General features: G+C 51.8%; 18 protein-coding genes and 1 tRNA gene. 1 reads left to right on the top strand and 18 read right to left on the bottom strand.

Annotation, left to right across the window (positions count from 1 at the left end; all coding sequences use genetic code 11):
• Position 1: 1 nt before the first annotated feature.
• From KF749_05385 to KF749_05305, 17 genes are all read right to left on the bottom strand, one after another.
• The gene (locus tag KF749_05385; GenBank protein ID MBX2990589.1) at positions 2 to 310 is read right to left on the bottom strand and encodes a DUF59 domain-containing protein; all 309 of its coding nucleotides are present in this window, start codon (positions 308 to 310) and stop codon (positions 2 to 4) included.
• A gap of 309 nt (positions 311 to 619) precedes the next feature.
• On the bottom strand, positions 620 to 1,576 hold the full coding sequence (locus KF749_05380; protein ID MBX2990588.1) for a restriction endonuclease: 957 nt from the start codon (positions 1,574 to 1,576) through the stop codon (positions 620 to 622).
• The gene (locus KF749_05375) at positions 1,573 to 2,994 is read right to left on the bottom strand and encodes a site-specific DNA-methyltransferase (GenBank protein MBX2990587.1); all 1,422 of its coding nucleotides are present in this window, start codon (positions 2,992 to 2,994) and stop codon (positions 1,573 to 1,575) included. Before KF749_05375 ends, KF749_05380 begins: the two co-directional genes overlap by 4 nt.
• Before the next feature lie 89 nt (positions 2,995 to 3,083).
• Positions 3,084 to 3,551, bottom strand: coding sequence for a hypothetical protein (locus tag KF749_05370; GenBank protein MBX2990586.1), 468 nt, complete (start codon positions 3,549 to 3,551; stop codon positions 3,084 to 3,086).
• Positions 3,552 to 3,559: 8 nt separating this feature from the next.
• Positions 3,560 to 4,225 carry a dolichol kinase gene (locus KF749_05365; protein ID MBX2990585.1) on the bottom strand — a complete coding sequence of 222 codons (666 nt, stop codon included), beginning with the start codon at positions 4,223 to 4,225 and terminating at the stop codon, positions 3,560 to 3,562.
• The gene (ftsH, locus tag KF749_05360; protein ID MBX2990584.1) at positions 4,222 to 6,228 is read right to left on the bottom strand and encodes an ATP-dependent zinc metalloprotease FtsH; all 2,007 of its coding nucleotides are present in this window, start codon (positions 6,226 to 6,228) and stop codon (positions 4,222 to 4,224) included. The genes KF749_05365 and ftsH overlap by 4 nt, the downstream gene beginning before the upstream one ends.
• 51 nt (positions 6,229 to 6,279) lie before the next feature.
• Entirely contained in the window at positions 6,280 to 6,834 is a 555-nt protein-coding gene (gene hpt, locus KF749_05355) for a hypoxanthine phosphoribosyltransferase (protein MBX2990583.1), read from the bottom strand.
• A complete protein-coding gene (gene tilS, locus KF749_05350) occupies positions 6,803 to 8,338 on the bottom strand; it encodes a tRNA lysidine(34) synthetase TilS (GenBank protein MBX2990582.1) in 1,536 nt (511 codons plus the stop codon). Before tilS ends, hpt begins: the two co-directional genes overlap by 32 nt.
• A 74-nt stretch (positions 8,339 to 8,412) precedes the next feature.
• Positions 8,413 to 10,011 carry a PP2C family protein-serine/threonine phosphatase gene (locus KF749_05345; protein MBX2990581.1) on the bottom strand — a complete coding sequence of 533 codons (1,599 nt, stop codon included), beginning with the start codon at positions 10,009 to 10,011 and terminating at the stop codon, positions 8,413 to 8,415.
• 17 nt (positions 10,012 to 10,028) lie between these two features.
• Positions 10,029 to 10,379 carry an STAS domain-containing protein gene (locus tag KF749_05340; protein MBX2990580.1) on the bottom strand — a complete coding sequence of 117 codons (351 nt, stop codon included), beginning with the start codon at positions 10,377 to 10,379 and terminating at the stop codon, positions 10,029 to 10,031.
• A gap of 8 nt (positions 10,380 to 10,387) precedes the next feature.
• On the bottom strand, positions 10,388 to 10,804 hold the full coding sequence (locus KF749_05335) for an ATP-binding protein (protein ID MBX2990579.1): 417 nt from the start codon (positions 10,802 to 10,804) through the stop codon (positions 10,388 to 10,390).
• A gap of 5 nt (positions 10,805 to 10,809) precedes the next feature.
• On the bottom strand, positions 10,810 to 13,980 hold the full coding sequence (locus KF749_05330) for a SpoIIE family protein phosphatase (protein MBX2990578.1): 3,171 nt from the start codon (positions 13,978 to 13,980) through the stop codon (positions 10,810 to 10,812).
• Positions 13,981 to 14,122: 142 nt separating this feature from the next.
• On the bottom strand, positions 14,123 to 18,538 hold the full coding sequence (locus tag KF749_05325) for a right-handed parallel beta-helix repeat-containing protein (protein ID MBX2990577.1): 4,416 nt from the start codon (positions 18,536 to 18,538) through the stop codon (positions 14,123 to 14,125).
• A gap of 70 nt (positions 18,539 to 18,608) precedes the next feature.
• A complete protein-coding gene (locus tag KF749_05320; protein ID MBX2990576.1) occupies positions 18,609 to 19,115 on the bottom strand; it encodes a hypothetical protein in 507 nt (168 codons plus the stop codon).
• Positions 19,116 to 19,670: 555 nt separating this feature from the next.
• A tRNA-Met gene (locus KF749_05315) sits at positions 19,671 to 19,744 on the bottom strand.
• A gap of 78 nt (positions 19,745 to 19,822) precedes the next feature.
• A complete protein-coding gene (locus KF749_05310) occupies positions 19,823 to 22,036 on the bottom strand; it encodes a copper-translocating P-type ATPase (GenBank protein ID MBX2990575.1) in 2,214 nt (737 codons plus the stop codon).
• A 35-nt stretch (positions 22,037 to 22,071) separates the two neighbouring features.
• Positions 22,072 to 22,275 carry a heavy-metal-associated domain-containing protein gene (locus tag KF749_05305; protein MBX2990574.1) on the bottom strand — a complete coding sequence of 68 codons (204 nt, stop codon included), beginning with the start codon at positions 22,273 to 22,275 and terminating at the stop codon, positions 22,072 to 22,074.
• A gap of 240 nt (positions 22,276 to 22,515) precedes the next feature.
• On the opposite strand from KF749_05305, the gene KF749_05300 reads away from it, so the two are divergent.
• Entirely contained in the window at positions 22,516 to 23,154 is a 639-nt protein-coding gene (locus KF749_05300; GenBank protein ID MBX2990573.1) for a hypothetical protein, read from the top strand.
• Between the two features lie 67 nt (positions 23,155 to 23,221).
• On the opposite strand, the gene KF749_05295 is transcribed toward KF749_05300, so the two are convergent.
• Positions 23,222 to 23,767, bottom strand: coding sequence for a helix-turn-helix transcriptional regulator (locus KF749_05295; GenBank protein MBX2990572.1), 546 nt, complete (start codon positions 23,765 to 23,767; stop codon positions 23,222 to 23,224).
• Between the last annotated feature and the right edge of the window lie 41 nt (positions 23,768 to 23,808).

Below are 23,808 nucleotides of genomic sequence, written 5' to 3'. Positions count from 1 at the left end.
GTCAGCCGCCCATCCCCAATTTCTTTCTTGCCTCAGCCGACATCATGGCCGGAGTCCAGGCGGGTTGCCAGACGATGCGAACATCCGCTTCCTTAACGCCGGGGATTCTCATGACACGATTCCGTACGTTTTGTGAGATCATGCCGCTCATGCCGCAGCCCGGCGAAGTCAGCGTCATCTTCACGCCGACCCAATCGTCGATAATCTTCACATCATAAATAAGCCCGAGGTCAACAAGGTTGACGGGGATTTCGGGATCGTAACATTCGCGGAGGGCGTCGTACACTGAGGTTTCGGAGATTGCTGTCATGCTCTGTTCAGCCATGGCTGTCGTTCCTTCGTAGTCTTCGTTGGCACATTGTTGCTGTATTAAAGTACGCATTCGTGCAGGAAATATCAACGAATGAACCTCGACTGTAGTTCGGGACTCCCGTCCCGACACATGAGCTTACATCACCTGCGGGTACGTCATCTCAACAGCCTTCGCTTCAATTTTAAGAGCCTCGGTCGTCACGGCAGCAGGGCATACTCATCGCGCCGTGACGATTCAGCCGAGGATATTGTCACGGCTCCTTGACACAGCAATCTTGCCGTGGCAGCCGGAAGGGTTCTTTACAACCTACAAATTCACAATCCACTCGCAGATAGATGCCAACTGGTTATCATTTGTAAGGTTTGCAGCATTGTCGAGAGCTCCACTTTGTATTTGCTTGAAGATTTCAGAAGCCATACTGTTCTCGATTGCCGCACCGACAAAAAATGTCCGTGGCTTCTCCTTCCTCTTGCTGAAACTAATTCTGATTCGCTCCAAGGCAGAATTGGCGGTCTTCCAGTGTTCGTCTGCGCCAGCGGGATCAATGCCGCCTTTTAGTTCTCCAAGGGCTACATATGCGTCGGTCTTGTGTAAAATGGATTGACTGCCCTTGCGCAAGTCAAGGACTGTACCGTCCAAGATTGACAGGTCGACGTTCTTTTCCACAACTGGCACTCTGATGTTCATCATCAGAAGCCGGTTGCGCCCATTGTTTGCCCAGTACAAGCCTTTGGTTCGCTTTTCGATATCTGTGTCATCTTTCAATCGTGCATGCCATGTATTAGTTTCGTCATCTTTCCATTGGTAGCTGATGCCCGATAGATTGAAAACCGACAACAATGTGCGCAAGAACTTTCTCTCGCCCAAGACTCCAGCGAGATTTCTTGCTTTCCCGCCTAACGCATCCCCCTTCGTCAGCAGATAGCGATAAACGAGTTCATCGATGAAGTCCCCCCCCGCTGGTTCAAGAAACTTCTCTATCATTTCCTTTATAGCGAGCGTCTTATCTGTTTCAGTCAAATAGTTCAAGGATTTGTCGGAAAGGCCCGAAGCGGTGAGCAAACCAACTCTCAGGTCTTTGACTTGCAGTAGGTCTGTGGGGTGTGAAACCCTGGCTGCAAGCGATTTCAATGCCTTTGCTTCTTCGATGTAAGGGACAGCTAAGTAGTTTTTCTCCAGGGCAAGCGATATAAAACCAGCCCTTGTTTTCTCACGCGGAGTAACCAGGTCTTCCGCTGATGTGATTGGACTTTGACGTCTCATCGTTTTTGCCATAGATACACGCACTTTCGAATTTCCGTTCGACCATAGTTTCCCATCTGTTGGCTGCTGTTTCCCTTGCCTCTGGGCAGGACAAAAATATTCCGAACGATGAAGCCAAATCCCTCAGCAAACTCGGAGAGAATAAGGTCGACAGGAATCTCTTCACCACCATAGCGAACATTGTCGTTTACCATAACGCAATACCCGCCACTCTTGGTAACTCTGGCCATTTCGGAGACTACAAAACACATCTCGAGAAAGTAGTTGCGCACCATTCTCGGAATATTGTTGTTGTTGAGTTTCTCCAATTTATTGAGTTCGGCTAGGATGGCGTTCACTTCAGTCATTGCAAGTGAAGAATCGTATACACGAAGCACCGAATCAAAGGACTCACTTTTGCCGAAAGAAGTGTAGAGTTGTCTCAGTTGTTCTAGTTTCTCTTTGTTTTCGACGGTGCATGACAAAAGTTCTTGGCGCAGGTTGCGTACCTTGTCAGAATCGCATCCGAGAAAGACTAGTTCGAGCGCGTAAGTTCTTGTGTAATCATAGCGATTGCAGTATGGCGGCGATGTTACAATGAAATCGAAGGAGTCATTATCTAGAGTTGGCAGTTTCGCTAGACATGACCCCTCTATGATATTGATGGGCCGCTTATCGTGCCCGTTGTCACTTGGAGTGTCAAAGAGTGAGTCATTCTGAGGGCCAAGGTCGGCCACAATGTGAGAGAGTTTTAATCTTAATGCCTGCTCGAAAGTGAGGATTCTGCCTTTATTGAAAGGTTTACCTGCCAAGTCCCTCTTGGAACGGTAGTCCCATCTGAGGTATTGCCCGTCTTTTCTCGTGTAGCTGATTTCTTCAAGAAGAGAGAATGCGGCAAACCTCAAGAGTGTTTTGATGTCCTTGTTATGCAAACTTTCGCAGTATGTAAGGAATCGATTTAGGGCAACTTCAGTGTCATCTGGGAAGGCATCTCTTGTGATTGATATGTGATTGAAAAGGGTCTTGGAATTCTCAATTCTGTCGAATTCTGACCAAAAGGTCTGGATGCTCTCGCTTAAATTAAGTGGATTAATCTTGGGCAAGGCCTCCCTTGTCTGCATAACAAAAACGCCAACGGGTAGAACTTCAATGCCATAAGAATCCCAACCAAGTGACTGGCCAGCGAATAAGGTTGTTCCTACTCCGGCGAAAGGATCAAGAAGTCTCCCCGGTTTATCTGAATACTTGTTCAGGAAATACTTAACGAGCCCTGAAGAAAACCCCTCCTTGTATTTGAACCAGCGATAAATCGGTTCCTCTTTGTTCGCCTGAAAGCTCACAAGTTGGCGATTGAGATGAGACGCCGTCTGAAGCTTGTCTGCAAACCTCTCGTAGAGCTTCTGCCGTTCAGTAGGGAATATTTCTACAAGTTCATTCAATGGAGGAAACCTGAGGAGAATTGTTAATTTGTAGCAAAGATAGCAAAATCAATCGGGTATTCCAATCACGCTGATGGGGATCGATTGGCTCACATCATCAAAAACTTCTTCAACTCATCAAACGATGAGAAGATCAGCGTTGTGCATCCCAACACCCAGCCGGGAATTTCGGTGTAGGGCATGGAGGTGACCATGTACACCGGCTTGCTGAAGTACTTTGCCATCGTCAACTCCCCTTTTGTGCCGGCGCCGCGCATCGCGGAATCATCCCAATAACAAATCACCAGCTCCGACCGCTCGGCAATTTCCTTGCAGTCGATGTCAACGAGTTGCGCAACAATCGCCGCATAGGTCACGATGTCTTTCTCCTTGAGCGCACGAACGTCGATACGGGGGTAGTTGCGGGCAAAGAAGCGGTCGCTTTCGACGTTGGGATTGAAGACTCTGCACTTGAGGTTTTCTTCGAGCCAAGTGTGCATCTCCTGCCGCCAGTCACGCCCCTCGTTGTCGGCGTACTCCATCCCGCCGGAAAGATAGACATGTGTGAAGTTGGTCATGCAGAATTTCAGCGAAGCATATCGAGGGCATACACGTCGACCGCGGGAAGCAGCAGTGCATACAACGCCCACATCACCGCCCCGACGACGAGAGGGATCGAGAGGTTGTCGTCAAACTTCGTGAGCCACGACTCGACAACGGCTCCCGCCAATGCGGCAATCCCGCCGATCAGATATTCCATCCACCCGCCATCGACTTTCGGGGTGAGGGCAACCACCACAAGGGCGCTCAGGAAAAAAGCGGCCGCGCCTTCCAGGCTTTTGTTGAGAAACCGGCGCTTGCCGAACTTGCGTCCCACCAACGCCGCGAGCGTGTCGGAAATAATCAGAATGGAGAAGGCGGTTATGAACACAACTTTCGGAAAGATCCAGATAAACAGACAGGCGGCAATGAGAACGTATGTCGCCCCGTTGAGATTCCGTTCGCCGTCATCCAACTCATGTTTTCTCAGCAGCCAGCCAAACAGCTTGTGATAGAGTTCCCTGGTTGGCGGGTGATAGACGCGGGCAAGATCGGACAGCCCGAACAGCAGCGTGAGAGGAAGAAGAATGGACAGCGCCGTGGATTTGGTGATGAAGTAATAGACGACGGGAATCGAAAGCGAGCAGAGGTGAATCGTCTTGCGGACTAATTCAACAGCATAACTCTGCTCGACATTCGGAAAGCCATTCATTTCTTGATATCGGAGGAGCCAACAGGGGCAGGTTCGATGTGTCCGTTCCCCCGTTTTTCCAGCGGCGGAAGCTCTTCACCGCGGATGATCGTGTCGATTTCGTTTGCGTCGAGAATTTCGCGTTCGAGCAACGCTTGTGAAAGCCGGTGCAGCAAATCCATATTTTCGTGGAGAATCTTCTCCGCCCGGTTCATACCTCCCTCGACAATTTTCTTCACTTCCGCGTCAATGGCAATCGCCGTGTCTTCACTGTAGTTTCTCTGGCGCGTGATTTGCCGCCCGAGGAAGATCTCTTCATCTTTCTGGCCGTACGTCAACGGGCCGAGCGTCTCGCTCATTCCCCACTCGCACACCATTTTTCTGGCGATTTCCGTGGAACGCTCAATGTCGTTGCCGGCGCCGGTTGTCAGCTCACCAAAAATCAGCTTCTCAGCTGCCCGTCCGCCCAATGCGTAGCAGATCATCGCTTCGAGATACGCCTTCGAGTATGTATGCTTTTCATCAATCGGCAGGTAGGTTGTCAAACCGAGCGCCCTGCCGCGCGGGATGATCGTCACTTTATGCACAGGGTCGGCTTCGGGAATCATCCGCGCCACCAACACATGCCCGATTTCGTGATAGGAAGTGATCTTCTTTTCCTTTTCGGAAATGATCATACTCTTCCGTTCCATCCCCATCATCACTTTGTCCTTTGCCTCTTCAAAGTGACGCATCGAAACGGCCTTGTCATTTTGCCGTGCGGCAAGAAGCGCAGCCTCGTTGACGAGGTTGGCAAGCTCGGCGCCCGCAAGTCCCGGCGAGCCCTTGGCAAGCGTCTCGAGCTTCACATCTTCAGCAAGAGGAATATTCTTCGTATGTACGCGGAGAATTCCTTCTCTCCCCTTCACATCGGGACGATCGACAACAACTTGCCGGTCGAAACGGCCCGGACGCATCAAAGCAGGATCGAGCACATCGGGACGATTGGTTGCCGCGATGATGATGACGCCGCTATTCTGCTCAAAGCCATCCATCTCAACAAGCAACTGATTCAACGTCTGTTCACGTTCATCATGTCCGCCGCCGAGACCCGCGCCGCGGTGACGGCCGACGGCGTCGATTTCATCGATGAAGATGATGCAGGGAGCGCTTTTCTTTCCCTGCTCAAACAGATCGCGCACACGGCTCGCTCCAACACCGACGAACATCTCGACAAAATCGGCACCAGAAATCGAGAAGAACGGCACACCCGCTTCTCCGGCAACGGCGCGGGCGAGAAGAGTTTTTCCCGTACCGGGAGGGCCGAGGAGAAGCACGCCGCGGGGAATCTTGCCGCCGAGTTTCTGGAATTTCGTCGGCTCTTTGAGAAACTCGATAATCTCCTGCAACTCGACCTTCGCTTCGTCTGCTCCGGCGACGTCGAGGAACGTCACCTTTGGGGCGCCTTCGTTCAGCATTTTTGCGCGGCTCTTTCCAAAGGAGAAGATGCCCTTCGGCCCGCCGCCTTGCATCCGTCGCATGATGATAAGCCAGACAACCAGCAGCAATATCCACGGCAGGATCCCGATCAGCGCGCTGATCCACGTATTGTCTTCACGAACAACGGTGAATTTGAGCCCGCGGTCAGTCCAATCCTTTATGACAGCGCTGTCGAGAATCGGCAGGGTGAGAACAAACTTATCAAACACAACTTCCTTGCCGCCCCGCATCACTCTCTTGCGTTCACGCAACTTGCCATGAAAATCGTAGTTGGCCAAATCCGATTTTTTGATTGTGGCCTCGGCGATATCATTTGCTTGCAGATATGCCTGATACTCGGTGTACGTGATCTCCTGCTCGGCACCTTCCGGTCCTTTGAACATCTGCATCATCACAAACACGAGAACAATAATTGCCGACCAGCTGAGAACAACCTTCAGCACCCTGTTCCAGTTGAAATCATCGTCCGGTCGGAATTGCTGCCCGGGACGTTTTTTTGCTGGTCGCTGAAACCCGCGTTTCTTGTCCGAATCCCCGGAGCGCATACCACCGTCTGTTTTCTTTTTTTCGTCCATCTCTTCCTCGTTAACGTAAAATCAGCTTTCCTTCAACCGGTAGATTGCCTTGAGGTGCCGCAGTTTCTGCGCGTAATCAAGGCCGTACCCGATCACAAAATCCTTAGGAATCGAAAATCCGATGTAGTCAATCTTCATCTGCGTCTTTACCGCATCTTTCTTGTACAGTAGAGTAACAACGCGAAACGACTTTGGGTTCTGATGGCGGATCAGATCGCGGATATACTCCATCGAGAGCCCGGAATCAATGATATCTTCCACAATGATGATGTCACGTCCCTCCACCTGGCAATTCAAATCCTTCAGCAACCGGACGTTCCCCGACGAAATCTTCGCATCTCCGTAGCTGGAGAGTTTGAGAAAGTCGATTTCGCAGTCGATACTCACTTCACGAATCAAGTCTGAAAAGAAGATGAATGAGCCGTTCAGTATGCCGATAAACACCGGCACAGTGCCTTTGTAGTCTTTGCTGATCGTCCGGGCAAGTTCTTTCACTTTTGCTTTGATCCGACGCTCGCTCAGCATGACAACGAAGCGATCCCCGTTAATTTTCAGACTCTTTTTGTTGAAGGGCATTCTGCTTTGGTAGTAAAGAAAAATGAAGTTTCATCACCCTCCGCGTTTCCAACGTCACTTTGAATCGTTCGTCAATTCTGTATCCGCACACCCACACAATGTCGCCCCGTTTTGTTTCGAGAATCGGAATAAACGGTTTCTCGAACACGGGGATCTTGGCATCAACGAAAAAATCGCTGAGCTTCTTGCGGCTCGTCATGCCAAGCGGAACGAACCAATCTCCCTCCCGCCACGAGCGGATGACAAGTTCCTGGCCTTCGACCTTGTCCGCATCAATATACTCCGTGTTCCTCCCGTTCGTCGGCGCGCTGCGCGTTTCAAGAATCTCCGACGAAAACTCGAACCGCTCGAACCGGTAGCGATGAGCCGGAAGAACTGCAAACCGGAACTCCACCTTCTCTTCAACGCGTCGAAAGACCAGATGATCCCGATCCCGATAGACAACCGAATTCTTGTCGATTTCCACACGCGACCCGGTCAACCCTTCTGTTAACTCCAAAACCCGGCTTACTTGATCGTATTCGAGTTTTGTTCCGGAGAACGCTTCCGAAGCCATCATAATAATGTAATGTTGAATGAGCTTCGGAATTGTCCTCAGCTTTGAAATGGAAAGATGCAGCTCCTCATTACTGTCGAACACGACAACGGGCTGATACCGGGCGTGCGCTGTCTCTTTCAGGAACACATCCAACTCACGAAACACTTCCGCCAATCGATTCATCGTCGAAACAACACCCCGATTCACTTCCTCTTTGATCAGAGGGAGTATACGATTCCTGATAAAATTCCGGGTGTAATAATCCTTCTCGTTGGAAGAATCATTGCGGAACGTCAGATGCCCGGCTGCCGCATAGGCCTCAATCTCTGACCGTTCAGCAAACAGCAAAGGCCGGATAATCCGCCGGTCTTCGCGATATACGGGAATCCCCGCAAGTCCGCTTACGCCGGAGCCGCGGAAGAGATTCATCATGATCGTTTCAACATTGTCGTCGGCGTTATGTGCCGTGGCAATTTTGTCAAATCCGCTCGAAAGCAACAGTTTGTCAAAGAACTCATACCGCAACATGCGGGCGGCTTCCTGAATCCCGACACGATGCTGCTGGGCAAATGCTTCAGTATCGGCATGCTCCACATACAATTCAAATCCGTAGTGGCGCGCGCTGCGCGCGACAAGGGCTTCATCACCGTCGGATTCTGCTCCCCGCAGCCGGAAGTTGAAATGAGCAACAATAATCGTCAGCCCGAACGACTCCTGCTCCTTTGCCAACAAATCCAGCAATACCATCGAGTCGGCCCCGCCGCTGACTGCGGCAATAATCCGATCACGCTCTTCAATGAGATGTTTCCGGCGGCTGAACTCATGAAATTGCGTGAGAAAGGCTCTCGACGACATCGCTTGTGTGTTTCCCCCGTTGGAAATGGCGAAACCCCGAAAAGCGGGCTCCACCGACGAATAATGCCCTTTTTGAGTGTCGATCTGCACGCTGAAAAAGGTACTGAACATGATAAGGAATTTGAGATTCTTTTGCTATCCCCGACCTGATGCTGATTCGGAACAACGAATGGAGTGTGGCGAAGTTAACGTCGAAGAAGATACAGGGCAGTAATGTCGTCGCTTTGCGGAGCCGACCCTGTGAAGGAGGAAACATCGCTCATGAGCGAATGTATGAAATGCTCCGCGCCTTCCGGCCGGTTGTTGATCATGAATTTCTTGAACGAATCATTCGTGTCGTAGAGCTTTTCGTCGCTGTTCATCGCCTCGGGAACGCCGTCCGTGTACAGCAACACGCGTTCTCCCGGTTGGATGATGATCCGATCACTCTGATACGGAAAGTCGATGTCGAGCATGCCGAATGCTATGCCGCCATTCGCATATTCCTCCACCGTACTGTTGTTCCGGTGAACGTACATCGGATTGTGCCCGGCGTTGATCGTCTCCAACTCTCCCGTCGACGGATTGAGAACACCGACGATACCGGTAATATACCGTTCGGGAGTAGACGAACGGTACATTGCGCTGTTGAGTTTCTGCGCCAGCGTCAGCAAGGAAAATTCCACCTCAAGATACGCCGTCAGATAAGCATGAAAACTGCTGACCAGCAACGCGGCAGGAACGCCCTTCCCCGCGACATCCGCCATGATGAACGCATACGTTCCGTTCGCTAAAGGAATACAATCGTAATAATCCCCCCCGACCGCCTTGGTCGGAATATTGATACCGAACAGATCGTAGCCCGGGATTGCGGGAAGTCTTTCCGGTATTATCCGCTTTTGTATTGCCGCGGCAACAGCAATATCCTGCTCGATTTTTTGCTTCTCCAACTCTTCATTATGCAGAAACTGGTTTTCAATCACTGCATGAACCTGACGGCACACAGCAGCAAGAAGCATCGTGTCGGTTTCGTCAAACGGGATTGTGCCTGCCCGGCTTTCCTTTTCGTACAGATTGAACGCGTATGTTGCATCACGAAACTTGAATCCCGCATGAATGCGATGGCGCTTGTCCTTGATACGATGCGGCTTCGTCCCGGCCGGGAAAACCAGTTCTTCCATTGACTGCCCCTGAACGGTTTTCTTGTATGTACCCCACGATGCGTTGGTCAGAACCGCGGCCCGCTCAAGAGCAAGAACAGGGGGCGAGACTCCCTTTCTCGGCCTCGTCAATTCGATACCGGTATCGATGAGGCTGTTCAGTTGCAGCAGACGGTGATTGAGAGAAAAGATGAGTTCCTTCTCTTTGCGTTGCTGAAGGTGTGCCTGATACGCATTTGCGAAGAGTTGGAGAAAAATCTGAAGTGAGATTTTGTCGAGGGATGAATACGTGCTGCCGTCGAGCTTGCGTCCCAGTACAACGCCCGCCGATGATTTATCCACCAGCGGCTGAACGGCAGTCAGTTTCGGATCTTTTCCGCCGAATCCCTTCAACGCAAACGTCGTTGACGCTTCGCCGAGATATTCGGAGCTTTCGTGCCCTTTGCCGTACAGAAATTCCCATAAGTCGGCGGATTTCTGTTTTCGATAAATGGAGATTTCCGACGTGACGAAATTTCCGCGAAGAAGATGGAAGAACTGTCGGGACAGTTCTTTCAGGTTCGTAGCACGAGTGAGGGCTTCAAATCCATCCTGCAATGAATCAATTTGAACAGAAAGCCGGTCAACGAGATGCTGAGATGCCACGTGGGTGCCCGCAACTGCTATATTGAGAATGACTTGAGGGCATCCTGCACGGTCTTTTCTTTCCCTGCAAAGTTGAACAATCCCATAATAGAAAGCATCTTCTCGACACCGGGATCCAAGTTGGTGAACACGAGCTTGCCGCCTGTTTCTTCCAGCCGTTCGATGATCTCGATCAGAAAAGACATGCCGATGGAGTTGACAACTTTTGATTGCGCCAGGTTGATGATCACGCGCTTGATGCCGGCGTCAAAATGCTTGCTGAACTCCTGCGCAATCGCTTCGCCGCCTTTGTTGTTGACATATCCCGATGTTGCAATCACCAGACACCCGTCCTGCACTTCTGATGTCAGTGTAAACTCTTGTTCCATTGTCGATCCTACGTCAGTTTCTTGATGAGCGTAATCTTTGTTCCTGTTTCTTTCGACTCGATGCGGAAATCATCCGACATTGATTTCATCAGATGCAATCCCCACCCGCGCTTGTCTTTCGAGCCGAATTTCTTCCCGATGTCCGGCGATTGAATTGCCGAAGGCTGGAATCCCTTCCCGTAATCCCTGACAAAAATCGTCAACTCTTGTTTGGACATCGTGAATTCGACCTGGACAACCGGGTTCTCTTCGCCTGCATGTTCCAGCGCATTGATGATCGCTTCTGTAACGAGTACGCGGGCTTCCCCAACTTTCTCGTCGGTGATTCCGAGATGGCGGCCGAGACGTTCCAGCCCTTCAATCGCAACCAACTCGATATCGGGAATCTTAGGAAGTTCGATTTTCAAAGCTACGGTATCATGCATGGGGGTCAATCCTTCATCTTTACGGCAATCATCGTGATGTCGTCTTCCTGCACAGCCCCCTTCATCCACTCGTCGCCCGACAATGCGAGCCGGTTGATCAACTCTTGCGGTGTTTCGCCTGCCGCCTCCTTCAACACCTCGTGAACCCGGGCATAGTCGAACATTTCTCCAGCGGCGTTCTTCTGCTCGGGCAGGCCGTCGGTCAGCATTAGCAGTGAATCGCCGGCCTGCAATTCTTCCTCGTGGATAATGTAGGGAAAATTTCTCATTGCACCTAACGGCATGCCTTTGAGCAATACCTCTTCAACCGTTCCGCTGCCGTTTCTGCAAATGAAAACGGGCGGCATCCCGGCCGTTGCGAAGGAAATCTTGTGATTGTTGATTTTTACGAGCGTCATGGCCATCAGCAGCCGGCCCAACTTGATATCCTTGATTGCTTTGCTGCAATGGTTCAGGAATGATTTGATATCGAGCCGGGAAGCATCCGATGTAAAGAGTCCTTTCGTCAATGTAACCACAGTTCCTGCCTGCATGCCGTGTCCGGTTGCGTCGCCGCACGCGATGCTGAGTGTGCCGTCTTCCGCGAGATGGAAATCGTAATAGTCGCCGCCTACCTCGGTCGCAGTTTTCATGAACACGGCAATCTCCAGATGAGGGAGTTTCGGTACTTCGCGAGGAAGCATGGAGAGTTGAAGTTGCCGCGCCTCTTCCAATTCCTTCGTCTTGCGTTCGTTTTCGGCTTCCAGCGCCCGCTTTTCCGCTTCCGCAGCCTTCGCCCGCAGTTCGGATTCCCGCACAAGTGCCTTCTGCTCCCGCCGGTTGATTTCAAACTTGCGAAGCTGATACAGCACTCCAAAGAACATCAACACATATCCCGCATAAGCCCAGGCTGTTTTCCACCAGGGCGGAGTGACCATGAGAATCATTGCCGTGCCTTGCTCGTTCCACACGCCGTCGTTGTTCGAGCCTTTCACACGCAGAGTGTAAGTGCCGGGATCGAGGTTGGTGAACGTTGCCCTGTGCTCGGTGCCGAGCTGAATCCAGTTGTCGCTGAAGCCTTCCAGCTTGTACGTGTAACGGTTCTTGAACACGTTGTAGTAGCTCAGCGCGGCAAATTCGAATGTTGCGATATTGTCTTTGTACGTTAACTCAATCTTGTCTCTTACAGGAATGCCCCGTTCTTCGATAGCCTTTCCTTCACTGTCATCCGTATTGTATCTGCGAAATGTACTGAAGACGACGGGCGGAACGAACGGATTGTCCTGCACGCGGTCAGGATGGAAAACGTTGAAGCCGCCGTTGCCTCCGAAGTACATTTCACCGGTGGAATAGTTCTTTGCATAGGCATTCTGATTGAAATCTTCCCCTTGTAAGCCGTCGCTCGCATCGTAGTTGCGGAACGTTTCATTCACCGGATCGAATCTCGACAATCCCTTGTTGGTGCTGAGCCAGAGATATCCCTTCCCGTCTTCCAGAATTCCGAAGATGCTGTTGTTCGGCAGGCCCTCCGTCTCACGATAGATTGTGAAGTTCCCCGTTGCGCGGTCGAGCCGGTTCAACCCGCCGGTAGTACCGACCCAGAGGTTATGCAGCCGATCTTCATAGATACAAACGACAACATCGTCGCTCAGACTTGAGGGATTTGACTTGTCATTCTTGAAAGCGGTGAATGTTTCCGTTTCAGGATCAAACCGGTTGAGGCCGCCGGCGGCTGTTCCGACCCACAACACACCCTCATGGTCTTCGTGAATTGCCCATACCGTTCTTGCACTCAAACTGGCCGGAATATTCGGATCATGGTTGTACGTTTTGAATGTTCCGGATGCCCTTTCGAATTTATTCAACCCGCCGCCGTTTGTCCCGACCCAAAACGTGCCCTTCCTGTCTTCGAGCAATGCATAGATTCTGTTATCGCTGAGGCTTTTCGGATTGGCGGGATCGCGGCGATAATGTATGAACGTTCCCGTCTGCCGGTCGAACCGGTCGAGGCCGTTACTCATCGTTCCAACCCACAACACACCTGAACGATCTTCATAAATAACATTCGGAACATCTCCCAGACTTTTCGGGTTGGCGGGATCGGATTTATAGTGGGTGAAGGTTTTCTTCGCTTTATCCAGACGATTGAGGCCGCCGGGCGTTCCGATCCATGCAATGCCTGAACGATCCACGTGGATTGTTCTCACCTGGTTGTCGTTCAGGCTGTTCGGATTCCGGGAATCTCTCGCGTAATGGGTGAACGAAGTCAAACCCGGATGAAACGTGTTCACGCCGCCTCCGCTTGTGCCAACCCATAGAAGCCCCGACCGATCCTGATAAATGGAAAAAATCCAATTGCTGCTCAAGCTTCTCGGGTCGGTATCCTCATGCTGGTAGCTCGTGAATACGCCCGACTCCCGATCAAACCTGTTCAAGCCGCTGTTCACCGTGCCGACCCATAGCGTGCCTAGTTGATCCTCAAAAATGGGCCACACCCAATTGTCGCTCAGCGAATTCGGATTGCCGACTTCCTTTTTGTAGTGGATGAAGGAATCGGTTGCCGGATCGTAGCGTTCGAGGGCACCACGGGTTCCTATCCATATCGTGCCCGAGCGATCTCCGTACACGGAATATACTCTGTTGTCACTCAGACTTCGGGGGTTGGCGGGGTCATTCTTGTATTCCGTTTGAATGCCGGTTTTTGTATCAAGCTTCCTCAGCCCTCCGCCGGGCTTCCTTTCCCAGCGAACGCCTGCATGATCCTCATACCAGGGAAAAACTGAACTGAATTTTGCATTCTTCAGGTCAATGCTGTCCTTTTGTACCTCCGTAAACGTCTCTGTGAGTTTGTCGAACCGGTTGAGAACCTCGGCATTGGTGAGTGTCTCAAACCACAGAACACCGTCCTTATCTTCGTAAATGGAAACGATGAAGTTGCCGTTCAGGCTCCTTTCGTCGGCCGGGTTATGCTTGAAGACGACAAAGGTGTATCCGTCGAATCTGTTGAGGCCTTCCTGCGTTCCAAGCCACATGAATCCTTGACTATCCTGAAAGATGCATGTCACCGAACTCTGGGAAAGCCCGTGCCGGACGTCCAGATGCGAGAACCTGAGTTTGGCTTGGGAAAAGGAATTCGCGTAAACGAGCAGGACAGCAAGAAAAAGGGCCGCAACTCTGCAACCTGTAATGAATAACATCGCGTGCTTGTGTTTCCGAATCACTGATGGGCTACTTTCTTGAAAAACAGAAGAGGTGTCACAATCGCTTCATGACACCTCCTCATCACAACAGCTTCCGGTGTAAAGGTAGTGACGACCGGAAGATTATGCAAGTCCGGCCTTACTTCAAGAACATCATCTTCTTCTGTTCTAAAAACTCTCCCGCTTTCATGTGGCAGAAGAACACGCCGCTGCTGACCTGCTGTCCCTGGTCGTTCTTCCCGTCCCATACAACATCATATCGCCCTGCGTCGTACGTATTTTGAACCAGGGTTCTTACGGCTCTGCCGAGGATGTCGTACACCACAATGCTCACGGTACGCTGCTCTGGCAACGCAAACCGGATAGTAGTGGCAGGATTGAAAGGATTGGGGTAGTTTTGTTCCAAGGCAAACGTGGTCGGGATTCCTTCCCCGTTCATTGCCTCCGGCTCGAGTGTCCATCCGCCTGCGGCAGGCTTGAGGATTCCGGAGAATGCGCTCCCCAAAGTAATCATCGCTTTTGCATCGGCATTGATGGTATTGGCGAGGAAGGCGCCCGTAGCCTCCGTCTGTGCCTTGAACGTGATGTTTCCGTTCGGAGCATAGAAGTTGGCAAATACGATGGCCTTCGGGCCGAGTACGACTGCTTGTGTTCCCGTACCGCCGACAAAGAAGAGAATTCCTGATGCGTCAATCGGGCTTCCTTGTGCCGGCCCGATGTACGTGTCGGCATCGGCATTCACGTCCTTGACGACGCGAACGCGGCTTTGTCCGTTAAACAGCAGCCTTGACTTGCTTTTCGTTGTAATCGATCTGAATTGGTAGACACCTCCACCATTGAAAGTTAGCGTTGCCTGCGGTTGCACCACAATATCCCGGTATGTTCCCGGAGCAATTGATGTCGCCTTTTTGGTGGCAACCGTGATGTCCTGCGTTCCGGCTGTCGCCGTTTCGAACGGCGGAAGGGCCGGAACAACCGGGAGACTCAGAGGCGTGTTCCGCGAACCGCTGATTGTTCCCTGATTTGTGAGGCTATTATAGTACGCATCTCCGAATACTTTCGCATGACTCTTCAGCGATATTCTGTTGGCACGCACGCTGAATCCGGCAGGAGTTGTTGCTTTGGCCCCGAGTGACAACTCGACCTGACTTCCGGGTCGGGCATTATTAACAATGACATCGCCCGAATTCACAACAACATCCGCCCCGAGGTCGATTCCGGCACCGGCAAACAAAACCGCATTTGTGGAAAACGGGGCAAGAACATATACCGATTGCTCGACTTGCCGTTTGAAACTATCGGCAGCGGCAACCTGACCGCGGGCACGGACTATAAATTTGTAGCTCCCTCCGACTGCCGTATTGGTGAATGAACCCCCGTAAATTCCCGCTCCGGTGTGTGTTAAAGCAACAGTCTGGAACCCGGGACTTCCCGGCACTATCACATCGGCCAAAACCTCCGCGTCAGTAATCGGGCCGCCGCCAAATACATGTTCGCCACCCGGAGATTGCCCGCCTTGCGAAAGCCGGGTCTCAATACTCACGACTTCATCAATGGCATAGTTCAGCTTGTTGAACTTCAGCGACATGGTCACGTCTGTTATTGCAACAAGCGAAAGCCTGAGTTCTTCGGGGGAGGGTGGCTCGGGAGTGGTGTTGGCCCCGTTAACGTGCAACCTCCAAATTCCGGGCGCCGCATTGCGGATGCGGTAGAAAGCAAACGTCGGGCCGGTGATGTGTTCCACGCCGGGGAAGTTTGTGTAGTTGAATGGTGTAATTGTGTCGCCGGGAGTGGGCGGCAACAGACTCAACAGAAACGTGCTCCCCTGCCATGTCAGGCCCGGAAGAAGAAGCGACGTGCCGGGATCAACCGCCCCCTGCCATGTCAAACCACCCTGCCACGTCAACCCTCCTTGCCACGTGAGTCCGGGCGCGTTCGAAAGAAACGTCGTATCGGCGAGCAACTGTGTGCCGGTAATCGTGTTCCAAATCTCGTTCACAATTTGGCTGAGTGTCGTATCGGAGGCAAGGTGATATGAGCCGCCTGTAGAGTCAGCGAGTCTGCTGCTCAGATCTTGGCCCGGATTTCCGGCGAAACCGAGCGTAAACAAGCGGGTTTGGGAGGTTTTGAGAGATGGCAGAACGCTGAGCGCATCGGGCGTTCCGTTGTTATCTCCCGCACTGAACAGAATCATCGCCCTTCCCTGATTCATCAACGGAGATGTATTCAACACAGACTGTGCTGTTTGCAATCCTTGCCCCAGAAAACTCGTCCCTCCGGCGGCCATTGCTTCGATTCTCGTACTCGCAAGCTGTCGCGATGCATTGTCCTGAATAGAAATGAGGTCGGAAACGACTGTATTGGGCAAACGGACAATGCCAATCCGATCTCCCACTCTCAGCTTCTGAACGAGTTCCAACGCGCTGTTTTTTGCCGGCTCGAAAGCCTGCTCGGTTGAGGCGAATGTTCCCGCCCCGTCGAAAACGAGTATCACATCAACTCTACTTTGAGGAATGCTCCGGAAGATGTAGCCAATACCGGCAGTATCGGGCGGATGCAACTCGCGCTTTGATACTTCGCCGTTCTTGATGAAGCCGTACATCGTCACAAAATCATTTCCCTCTCCCATGAACGGAACGTACTGCGGATACCCGGGATCATAAATATCCCCCAATCCGCTATAGTGTCCGATTTCGTGTGTCGCAACGTTCTGTACATCCTTCTTCCCCGCCGTATCTGCCGGAGAAGGATTCGGAGGGACGATCACGAAGGGAAAATGCTCGGCGTTGAAGGCAATATCCACATCCGTGAACTCTCCGGTGACGCTGTTGTAGCGAACTCGTGTTACCGCAATTGTGCCCGGGTCGGCTCCGGTAATGTATATCCAACTTGAAGTAATCCACGCAACATTATTCACACCGTCGGGCAAGCCGCCCCAAACGTTGTTACTTGGAGAACCAACTTTTGAATAGTTGAGCTGTGGAAGGGCGCTCCAGGTGCCAAATGCATTGTCAATCGGAGGTATGAAAGAGGGTGGGATGTCCGTGCTCAACGAATATACGCCTTCGCCGTTCGCCCAACGCAAAGGAATGCCGGAGAATGTTGTATTGACAACAAAATGATCTCCGTAAATCTTGGTCCGAACCCCGACAATAATATTCCCGGAGAATTCCGATGTATTCCCCGCGGAGTCTGTTGCAGTTGCCGAAAGAAACTGACCGGCAGAGAGCGGAACAAGGGAGGGAATGGAAAACACGGCATTACCGTTTGCATCCGATCTGAAAGTTGCTGTTCCTATGAAGGTTTTGCCCTCACCGAAACCCGTCGGATCGATAACATCGTTCCGGAAAACCTCAATTGTCAGAAGATTGTGCGGCCAACTGTTGACAGAGCCGCGCACAAACGACGACTCGACATCTGCGTAATACAACACAGGATAGTTCTGCCCGAAATTCGGGAGAGATGACGTTTCGGGGCGCGGTGTCGGCGGGCGCGAAGGGGGCTGATTCGGCGTAATTCCGTTGTCGCTCAAATCAATTCCCAACTCGCCGTTCTCGTATATCCGGTTCCGCGAAATGCGATTGCCGAGCCCGGACACGACGACAATACCCGCTTTGCCGTTCCCGGTTATGGCATTTTCCAAAATTGTATTGTAAGAAAGTACGGAGATCTTTATTCCGTGCGCGTGAAAGCCGCTGATCATTAGACCTTTGATTGTGGAGGAGCCCCCTGTGATATGAAAACCGTTGGTATGATCAGGGGCGTCTACTCCATTCAACGCAATTAGAGGCGTACCGGCAAATCCGGGCTGGGTTGTTCCATCAATCACCACCGGACGATCAATCGTCGGTAATGGCGATGCAGGGCTTATCGTCCGTACACCCGTACCGGGGATATTGAACTTGATGGTATCAATTGCCTTGCTCGCATTGGTGACTGCCAGAGCATCACGCAATGAGCCGCCTCCGCTGTCGAGCGTATTGGTGACTATCACAGTAACGGGAATATCCGCCAACACTTCAGCATCAAGATACGACTCCGAGCCGCGGTCGCGGCCGCGAATTGCGAGAAGGTTGCTTCCGGTGACAAGGAACTCGTCGGGTACGCCAAATACATAACTGTCCCGAACAGCACAACCCTCGCGTGTTCGCAACCCACCCGAAACGTCCTGCCCGTTGAAGAACACCTGAACATCGTTGTCAATCGCAATACGGATCATCACGTTGCGTGCACCGCCAGGCAGCGAGAACCACTTTCGTACAAGAATGTCGGTGTTGACCGACCATGAAGTCTTCACATTCGCTGTAGTGTTGAGCGTGCAACCTCCTATCGATCCAAAGCCGGCATCGCCCGTTGCCCACGCGTTATCGTCGTAGCCCGGCGATTCAAATCCTGAAAGCAAGCCCCAGCTTACTTGCATATACTTGTATCCCGTCCCCAAATAGGGAACGACCGTCGAATTCGGTTGCGCCTGCGCCATTGGCTGGCTGCCGAACAAGATTGTCGCAAGCGTTATCAGAATTGCCCGGACTGAAATCCCGCTGTTTTTCTTCATTATCATAGTCTCGTTTTATTAAGTCTGAATCGATTCTTGGTTCTGTATCCCTTCCCCTCCGATGAATCATCTACTGACCATTCTGAGCGGCACCTCTGACACGTGTAGCAAATGCCTCAAGTAATTCGCCTTCACCAACAACACGCTTGCCCGAAAACCGTTCGGTTGTCAGACTCAGTTTTCCCTGCTCACCTCCGGCTACACGCAATACTCCTCCCGCATCGCGTTCGGCGAACACCACTACTTCTTCATCCTGTCGGAACCTGGCCACATGGCTGTACAATTCTCCTACACCGTCCACTTCTCCGCCGGGAACGGTGATCGTTAAAGTCCGATCCTGCCGGCTTCCCTTCAAGTACTGGTCGACGGCGATTGTCACGTTCGTGACAATTTTGGTTCTATCGGAAGACCATTCCGACTGCATCGACTGTACACTGCCGACCGCAACGATGTGTGCGCGCGCAGCGAGTTCTTCTGCGCTGATTCCGTGTGTCTGACTTTCCGCTTTTGTGGCCACAAGAAAAACTGCTGCGAGTAGTAGCAGTGACACAGGGCTTACTCTCCATCTCTTCGTCATGCGGCAATCTCCATTAGTTTTTGTGTAAGTATGGTTGTGATTCTGCGGTTATTGCCGGAGCAATCCCTGGCCTGTGAATGGCCAAGAAACCGGCGAGAATGGGAAAACAAATACAGGGGAGTATTTTTGATACGATTAAACTGGATTTTTCCTGAAACGACGGGAAGAAAAGATTCGCGAAGAGGAAAGAAACATCGACGGACAACTCACATGGCTGTAGAAATGTCAGAACTTTCATGAGCACAATCGTTGACTCGTCGGAATGGATTGTAAGAGAACAAAGTGGATCTCGATGCCGGAAAGCATCGACACCTCCATTATACGCTAACCCAAAGTTCTAATCAATAACTTTGTTTGTGAATGTGATCGCTGTGTGCAGTGTATGTAAGCAATCTCAACACTCATCCCACCCACTAATGACTATTCAAAGACACTCGCATATTTTTGCGTCGCATGGGTGAAGAAGATGGGTAACTTCGCTGAAGCAGGTCAGTACAAAATGATAGACTGCGTGATAATGATCCGGAGTACATATCTCCGGAGACTTGAAGAGGGTAGCGGGAGAGGGATTCGAACCCCCGACCTACGGATTATGATTCCGACGCTCTAACCGGCTGAGCTATCCCGCCGTAAACACTTCACGTGGCTTTGTTGAGCCACGTGTTTGTGGTTGAAAATATAGGAAGAAAACACGGAAAGCGCAAACATCACCGAAAGCGTTTGAGTCGGAGCGAATTACTTACCACGCTTACCGAACTGAAGGCCATCGCCGCCGCGGCCATCATCGGGTCCAATAGTCCGAATGCCGCGAGAGGGATGCCGACGGTATTATACACAAACGCCCAGAAGAAATTCTGTTTGATCGTCCGCAATGTTGCCGACGAAAGTCGAATCGCGTGAACGATGCTCATCAAGTCGCCGCGCATCAGCGTTATGTCGGCTGCTTCCATTGCAATGTCAGTTCCAGTGCCGATGGCGATGCCGACATCCGCTGCCGCGAGTGCCGGGGCATCGTTGATGCCATCGCCGACCATTGCGACTGTCCTCCCTTCCTTTCTCAACTCCTGAACAGATCGTGCCTTGTCCTGCGGCAGAACTTCCGCAATCACTCTCTCAACTCCTGCTTGCGTCGCAATGGCATTCGCCGTGCGTTGATTGTCGCCGGTGATCATCACGACTTCCAATCCCATTTGCTTCATGCGACGAATTGCTTCCGCCGATGTCGGCTTGATCGTGTCGGCAATGGCGATGATGCCCGCTGGTTTGGAATCGATTGCTACAAATACCGGCGTCTTCCCGTCCGCAGCGAATCTGGTCAACCGCTCTTCTCTTCCGTTCAAATGAATCGCGTACTCTTTCAGCAGGGAAAGATTTCCGACCGCTACCGGCAATCCTTCAACAACTCCGGCCACGCCAAATCCTGTAAGGGATTGGAACGCCTCGGCTTCAACGGCTGCAACAGTGTTCCTTTGCGCATACTCAACAATTGCATTCCCCAGCGGATGCCCGGATTTCCTTTCGAGAGATACAGCATGTTTCAGAATCGTCACCTCATCAAAACCATCGAAAGCCACAACATCAGTGACCTTCGGTTTTCCTTCGGTGATCGTTCCTGTTTTATCAAGAATGATGGTCTGAATGCGATGGGCACGCTCAAGACTCCCGGCATTCTTGATGAGTATGCCGAGATTTGCGCCACGTCCCGTTCCCACCATGATCGCCGTCGGCGTTGCAAGCCCGAGCGCACACGGGCAGGCGATGATCAGGACGGCAATGAAATGCACGAGCGCATGATTGAACCCGGCATCAGTGGCAAAGTACCAACCGGCAAAGGTAACGGCGGCGATGCCGATGACGATCGGAACAAACACTGATGCGATCTTGTCGGCGAGACTTTGAATCGGCGCCTTTGAGCCTTGCGCTTCTTCCACGAGTCGGGCAATATGCGCCAGCAGCGTGTCCTTCCCCACCGCGGACGCCCGCATGGTAATGCTGCCGTTTTTGTTGATCGTTCCGCCGATTACGTTGCCGCCAATGTTTTTTTCGACGGGCATGCTTTCGCCTGTCACCATCGATTCATCAACCGTTGTCGTGCCGCTGAGAACAACGCCGTCAACTGGAATCTTCTCGCCCGGCCGGACGATTACTGCATCACCCGCGATAACATCATTGATGGACACGTCCTGTTCAACACCATCTCGCATCACTCGCGCTGTCTTCGGCTGAAGCCCCATGAGTTTCCGGATTGCATCGGAAGCCCGGCTCTTTGCCTTCGATTCCAGCAACTTGCCGAGAAGAATGAGCGTAATGATCGTCGCTGTTGTATCGAAGTAAACGTGTCCCTTATGCCCTGCATGACCTAAAGCCTCGGGAAACAGAACGGCGATGGTGCTGAATACGAACGCGGATCCCGTCCCCACGGCTACCAGTGTATTCATGTCGGCGGAGAAATGCTTCAGCGCCGACCAGAAGCCCTTGAAGAATCTTCTTCCCGGGATGAACAATACAGGAGTTGTCAGAAGCAGCAACAGCTTGTTTGTCTGTTCAAGCGAAAGTGGCGACCAGCTTGCGTATGACTCAAACATGCTTGCCATACTGATCGCCATAATCGGCACTGTGAGCGAGCCGCTGAGGATAAGTTCCCTTTTCAGATGCTGCATCGTCCGGCTCTGATGGGTCTCGCCGCCATCGGATTGGCTTGATTCTGTCTCCGATACCACAAGCGAATACCCCGCATCGGCAACAGCTGCACGGAGTTTCTCGACGTTCACTTTCGCCGCGTCGAACTCCACTTTGGCCTTTTCGCTTGCGAGGTTCACTGAGGCTTCCTGTACGCCATCGATTTTCTTCAGGGCTTTCTCAACCCGCGTGACGCAACTCGCGCAGGTCATTCCCTGTACAGGCAGAGTCAGAGTTGCCATGTGTTGACCGGTATTCATGTCATTGATTCTCGATTTCACGAAACAACCTTGTAGCCCGCTTCATCCACCGCACGCACGAGATCGGCATGTGAGATTTTTGATTCGTCGTACTTTACATGCACCTTCCCGATTTGTACATCTTCGATTTCCACGTTCTGCAGCCTGGCGAGTTCCTTCTTCACACTCATCACGCAATGACCGCAGGACATGCCTTCGATTTTCAGTTCTTCGGATTTCATGGATTTCCTTTTCTGTGGATCGATTGATTGACTCAAATATACAGCTGTGGGAGTGCAGACACCTTACAGAATTGTGACGGAAAGTTGCACATCCGGAAGGCCGTTATGCGGAAAGAATACGCTATTCCTGCAAACGGCGTTGACAAAAATATGACAAAACCATGAACCCCGCCTGACAAGCAGCCGCGCCCGATCGACTATTTTACACGCAGATGTTTCACACGTATCAAGGAGAACGTCATGAATCATGTCCGGCACATACTCAGCCTGATACTCTTCCCGGCTATCGCAACACAATCCGTTGCTCAGGATCGAAGCGACAGATTTGATCACGTCCTTAACCGGAAAGGGCAATCAAAGATCACGCTGGCAACCGGCATACCGTATATCGGGATAGCCGAGTATGCGTACGGCATTTCAAACAAAACAACCGCCGGTGTTGTGTTCGGCATAACGCCATTCGTTGAAGGATACGGAATCCGCGTACGCACAATACTCCACGAACGCGACAACTACAGAGTGTATTTCTGCGTTCCTGTACTCTACTATCCGAAAACGCAAGACCTCGGCGGCGACCCGTGGTGGCTGACACGGCCGAACATCAACTTTGAGTGGATGAATGACGCAGGGTTCAGATACAAAGTGGGAGGAAGCATCGTCGCCGCTGCGTCGCACCATACGCTGTTCGGTGAAAGCTCAAATGCCAAGTTTGCTCCCGGTTTGTGGAATGCAGTACACGGTGGAATATCGCTGCCGGTCGGGCCGAGTCTGATGTTTCAGGCCGAAGCCTCTCTTGTGCTGAAGGGCGTGCAAGTACCATCTCAATGGGTCGGCGGACCGCCCGTGATTCTCGTACTGGGAATTTCGTATACGTTTTGAGCGGGTCGCATAGATGGGCTTCACTTGCAACTGTGTGGAACCCATCTCGTCCAAGCGGCACATACAGTCAAGGCAACGCAACCTCATCCAACGGCTTCCTCGCATTCCCGACCAACTTCTTGAACTTGCTCGGGGTCATGCCCGTCACTTTCTTGAATTGGTTGGAAAGATGCTGCACGCTGCTGTAACCGAGTTTGTAGGAGATTTCGCTGAGGGTCAGCTCGCCGTATTTCAGAAGTTCTTTCGCGCGTTCAATACGCAGCAGGATGATGTATTGCTCGATGGTAATATTCTCGACGGATGAGAATAGTGTACTGAGGGAATGATAGTCTTTGCCGATTTCCTGTGAAATGTACTCCGAGTACTTCAATCGCATCGGCTCTTTTTCGGCGTCCCGCCGGACGAGTTTCAGCACCGCCTGCTTGATGTGCTCGATGGTTTTCGCCCGCTGATCTTCAATCAGTTCAAAACCGTTTTCCACAAGAACCGGACGTATCGCGCCGAGATCGACCGGCCCTGCAACCACAACTTCCCCCAAAACAATACTCCTGACATCAACTCCCAATCTTCCCAATTCCTCCCGCACGACTTTGATGCAGCGGTTGCACACCATGTTCTTGATGTGAAGTGTGGTAACGTCGGGCGGCATTGCTA

Source organism: Bacteroidota bacterium, assembly GCA_019637975.1.
GTDB lineage: Bacteria > Bacteroidota > Ignavibacteria > UBA10030 > UBA6906 > CAADGV01.
This window is presented reverse-complemented; position numbering and strand designations above follow the sequence as displayed.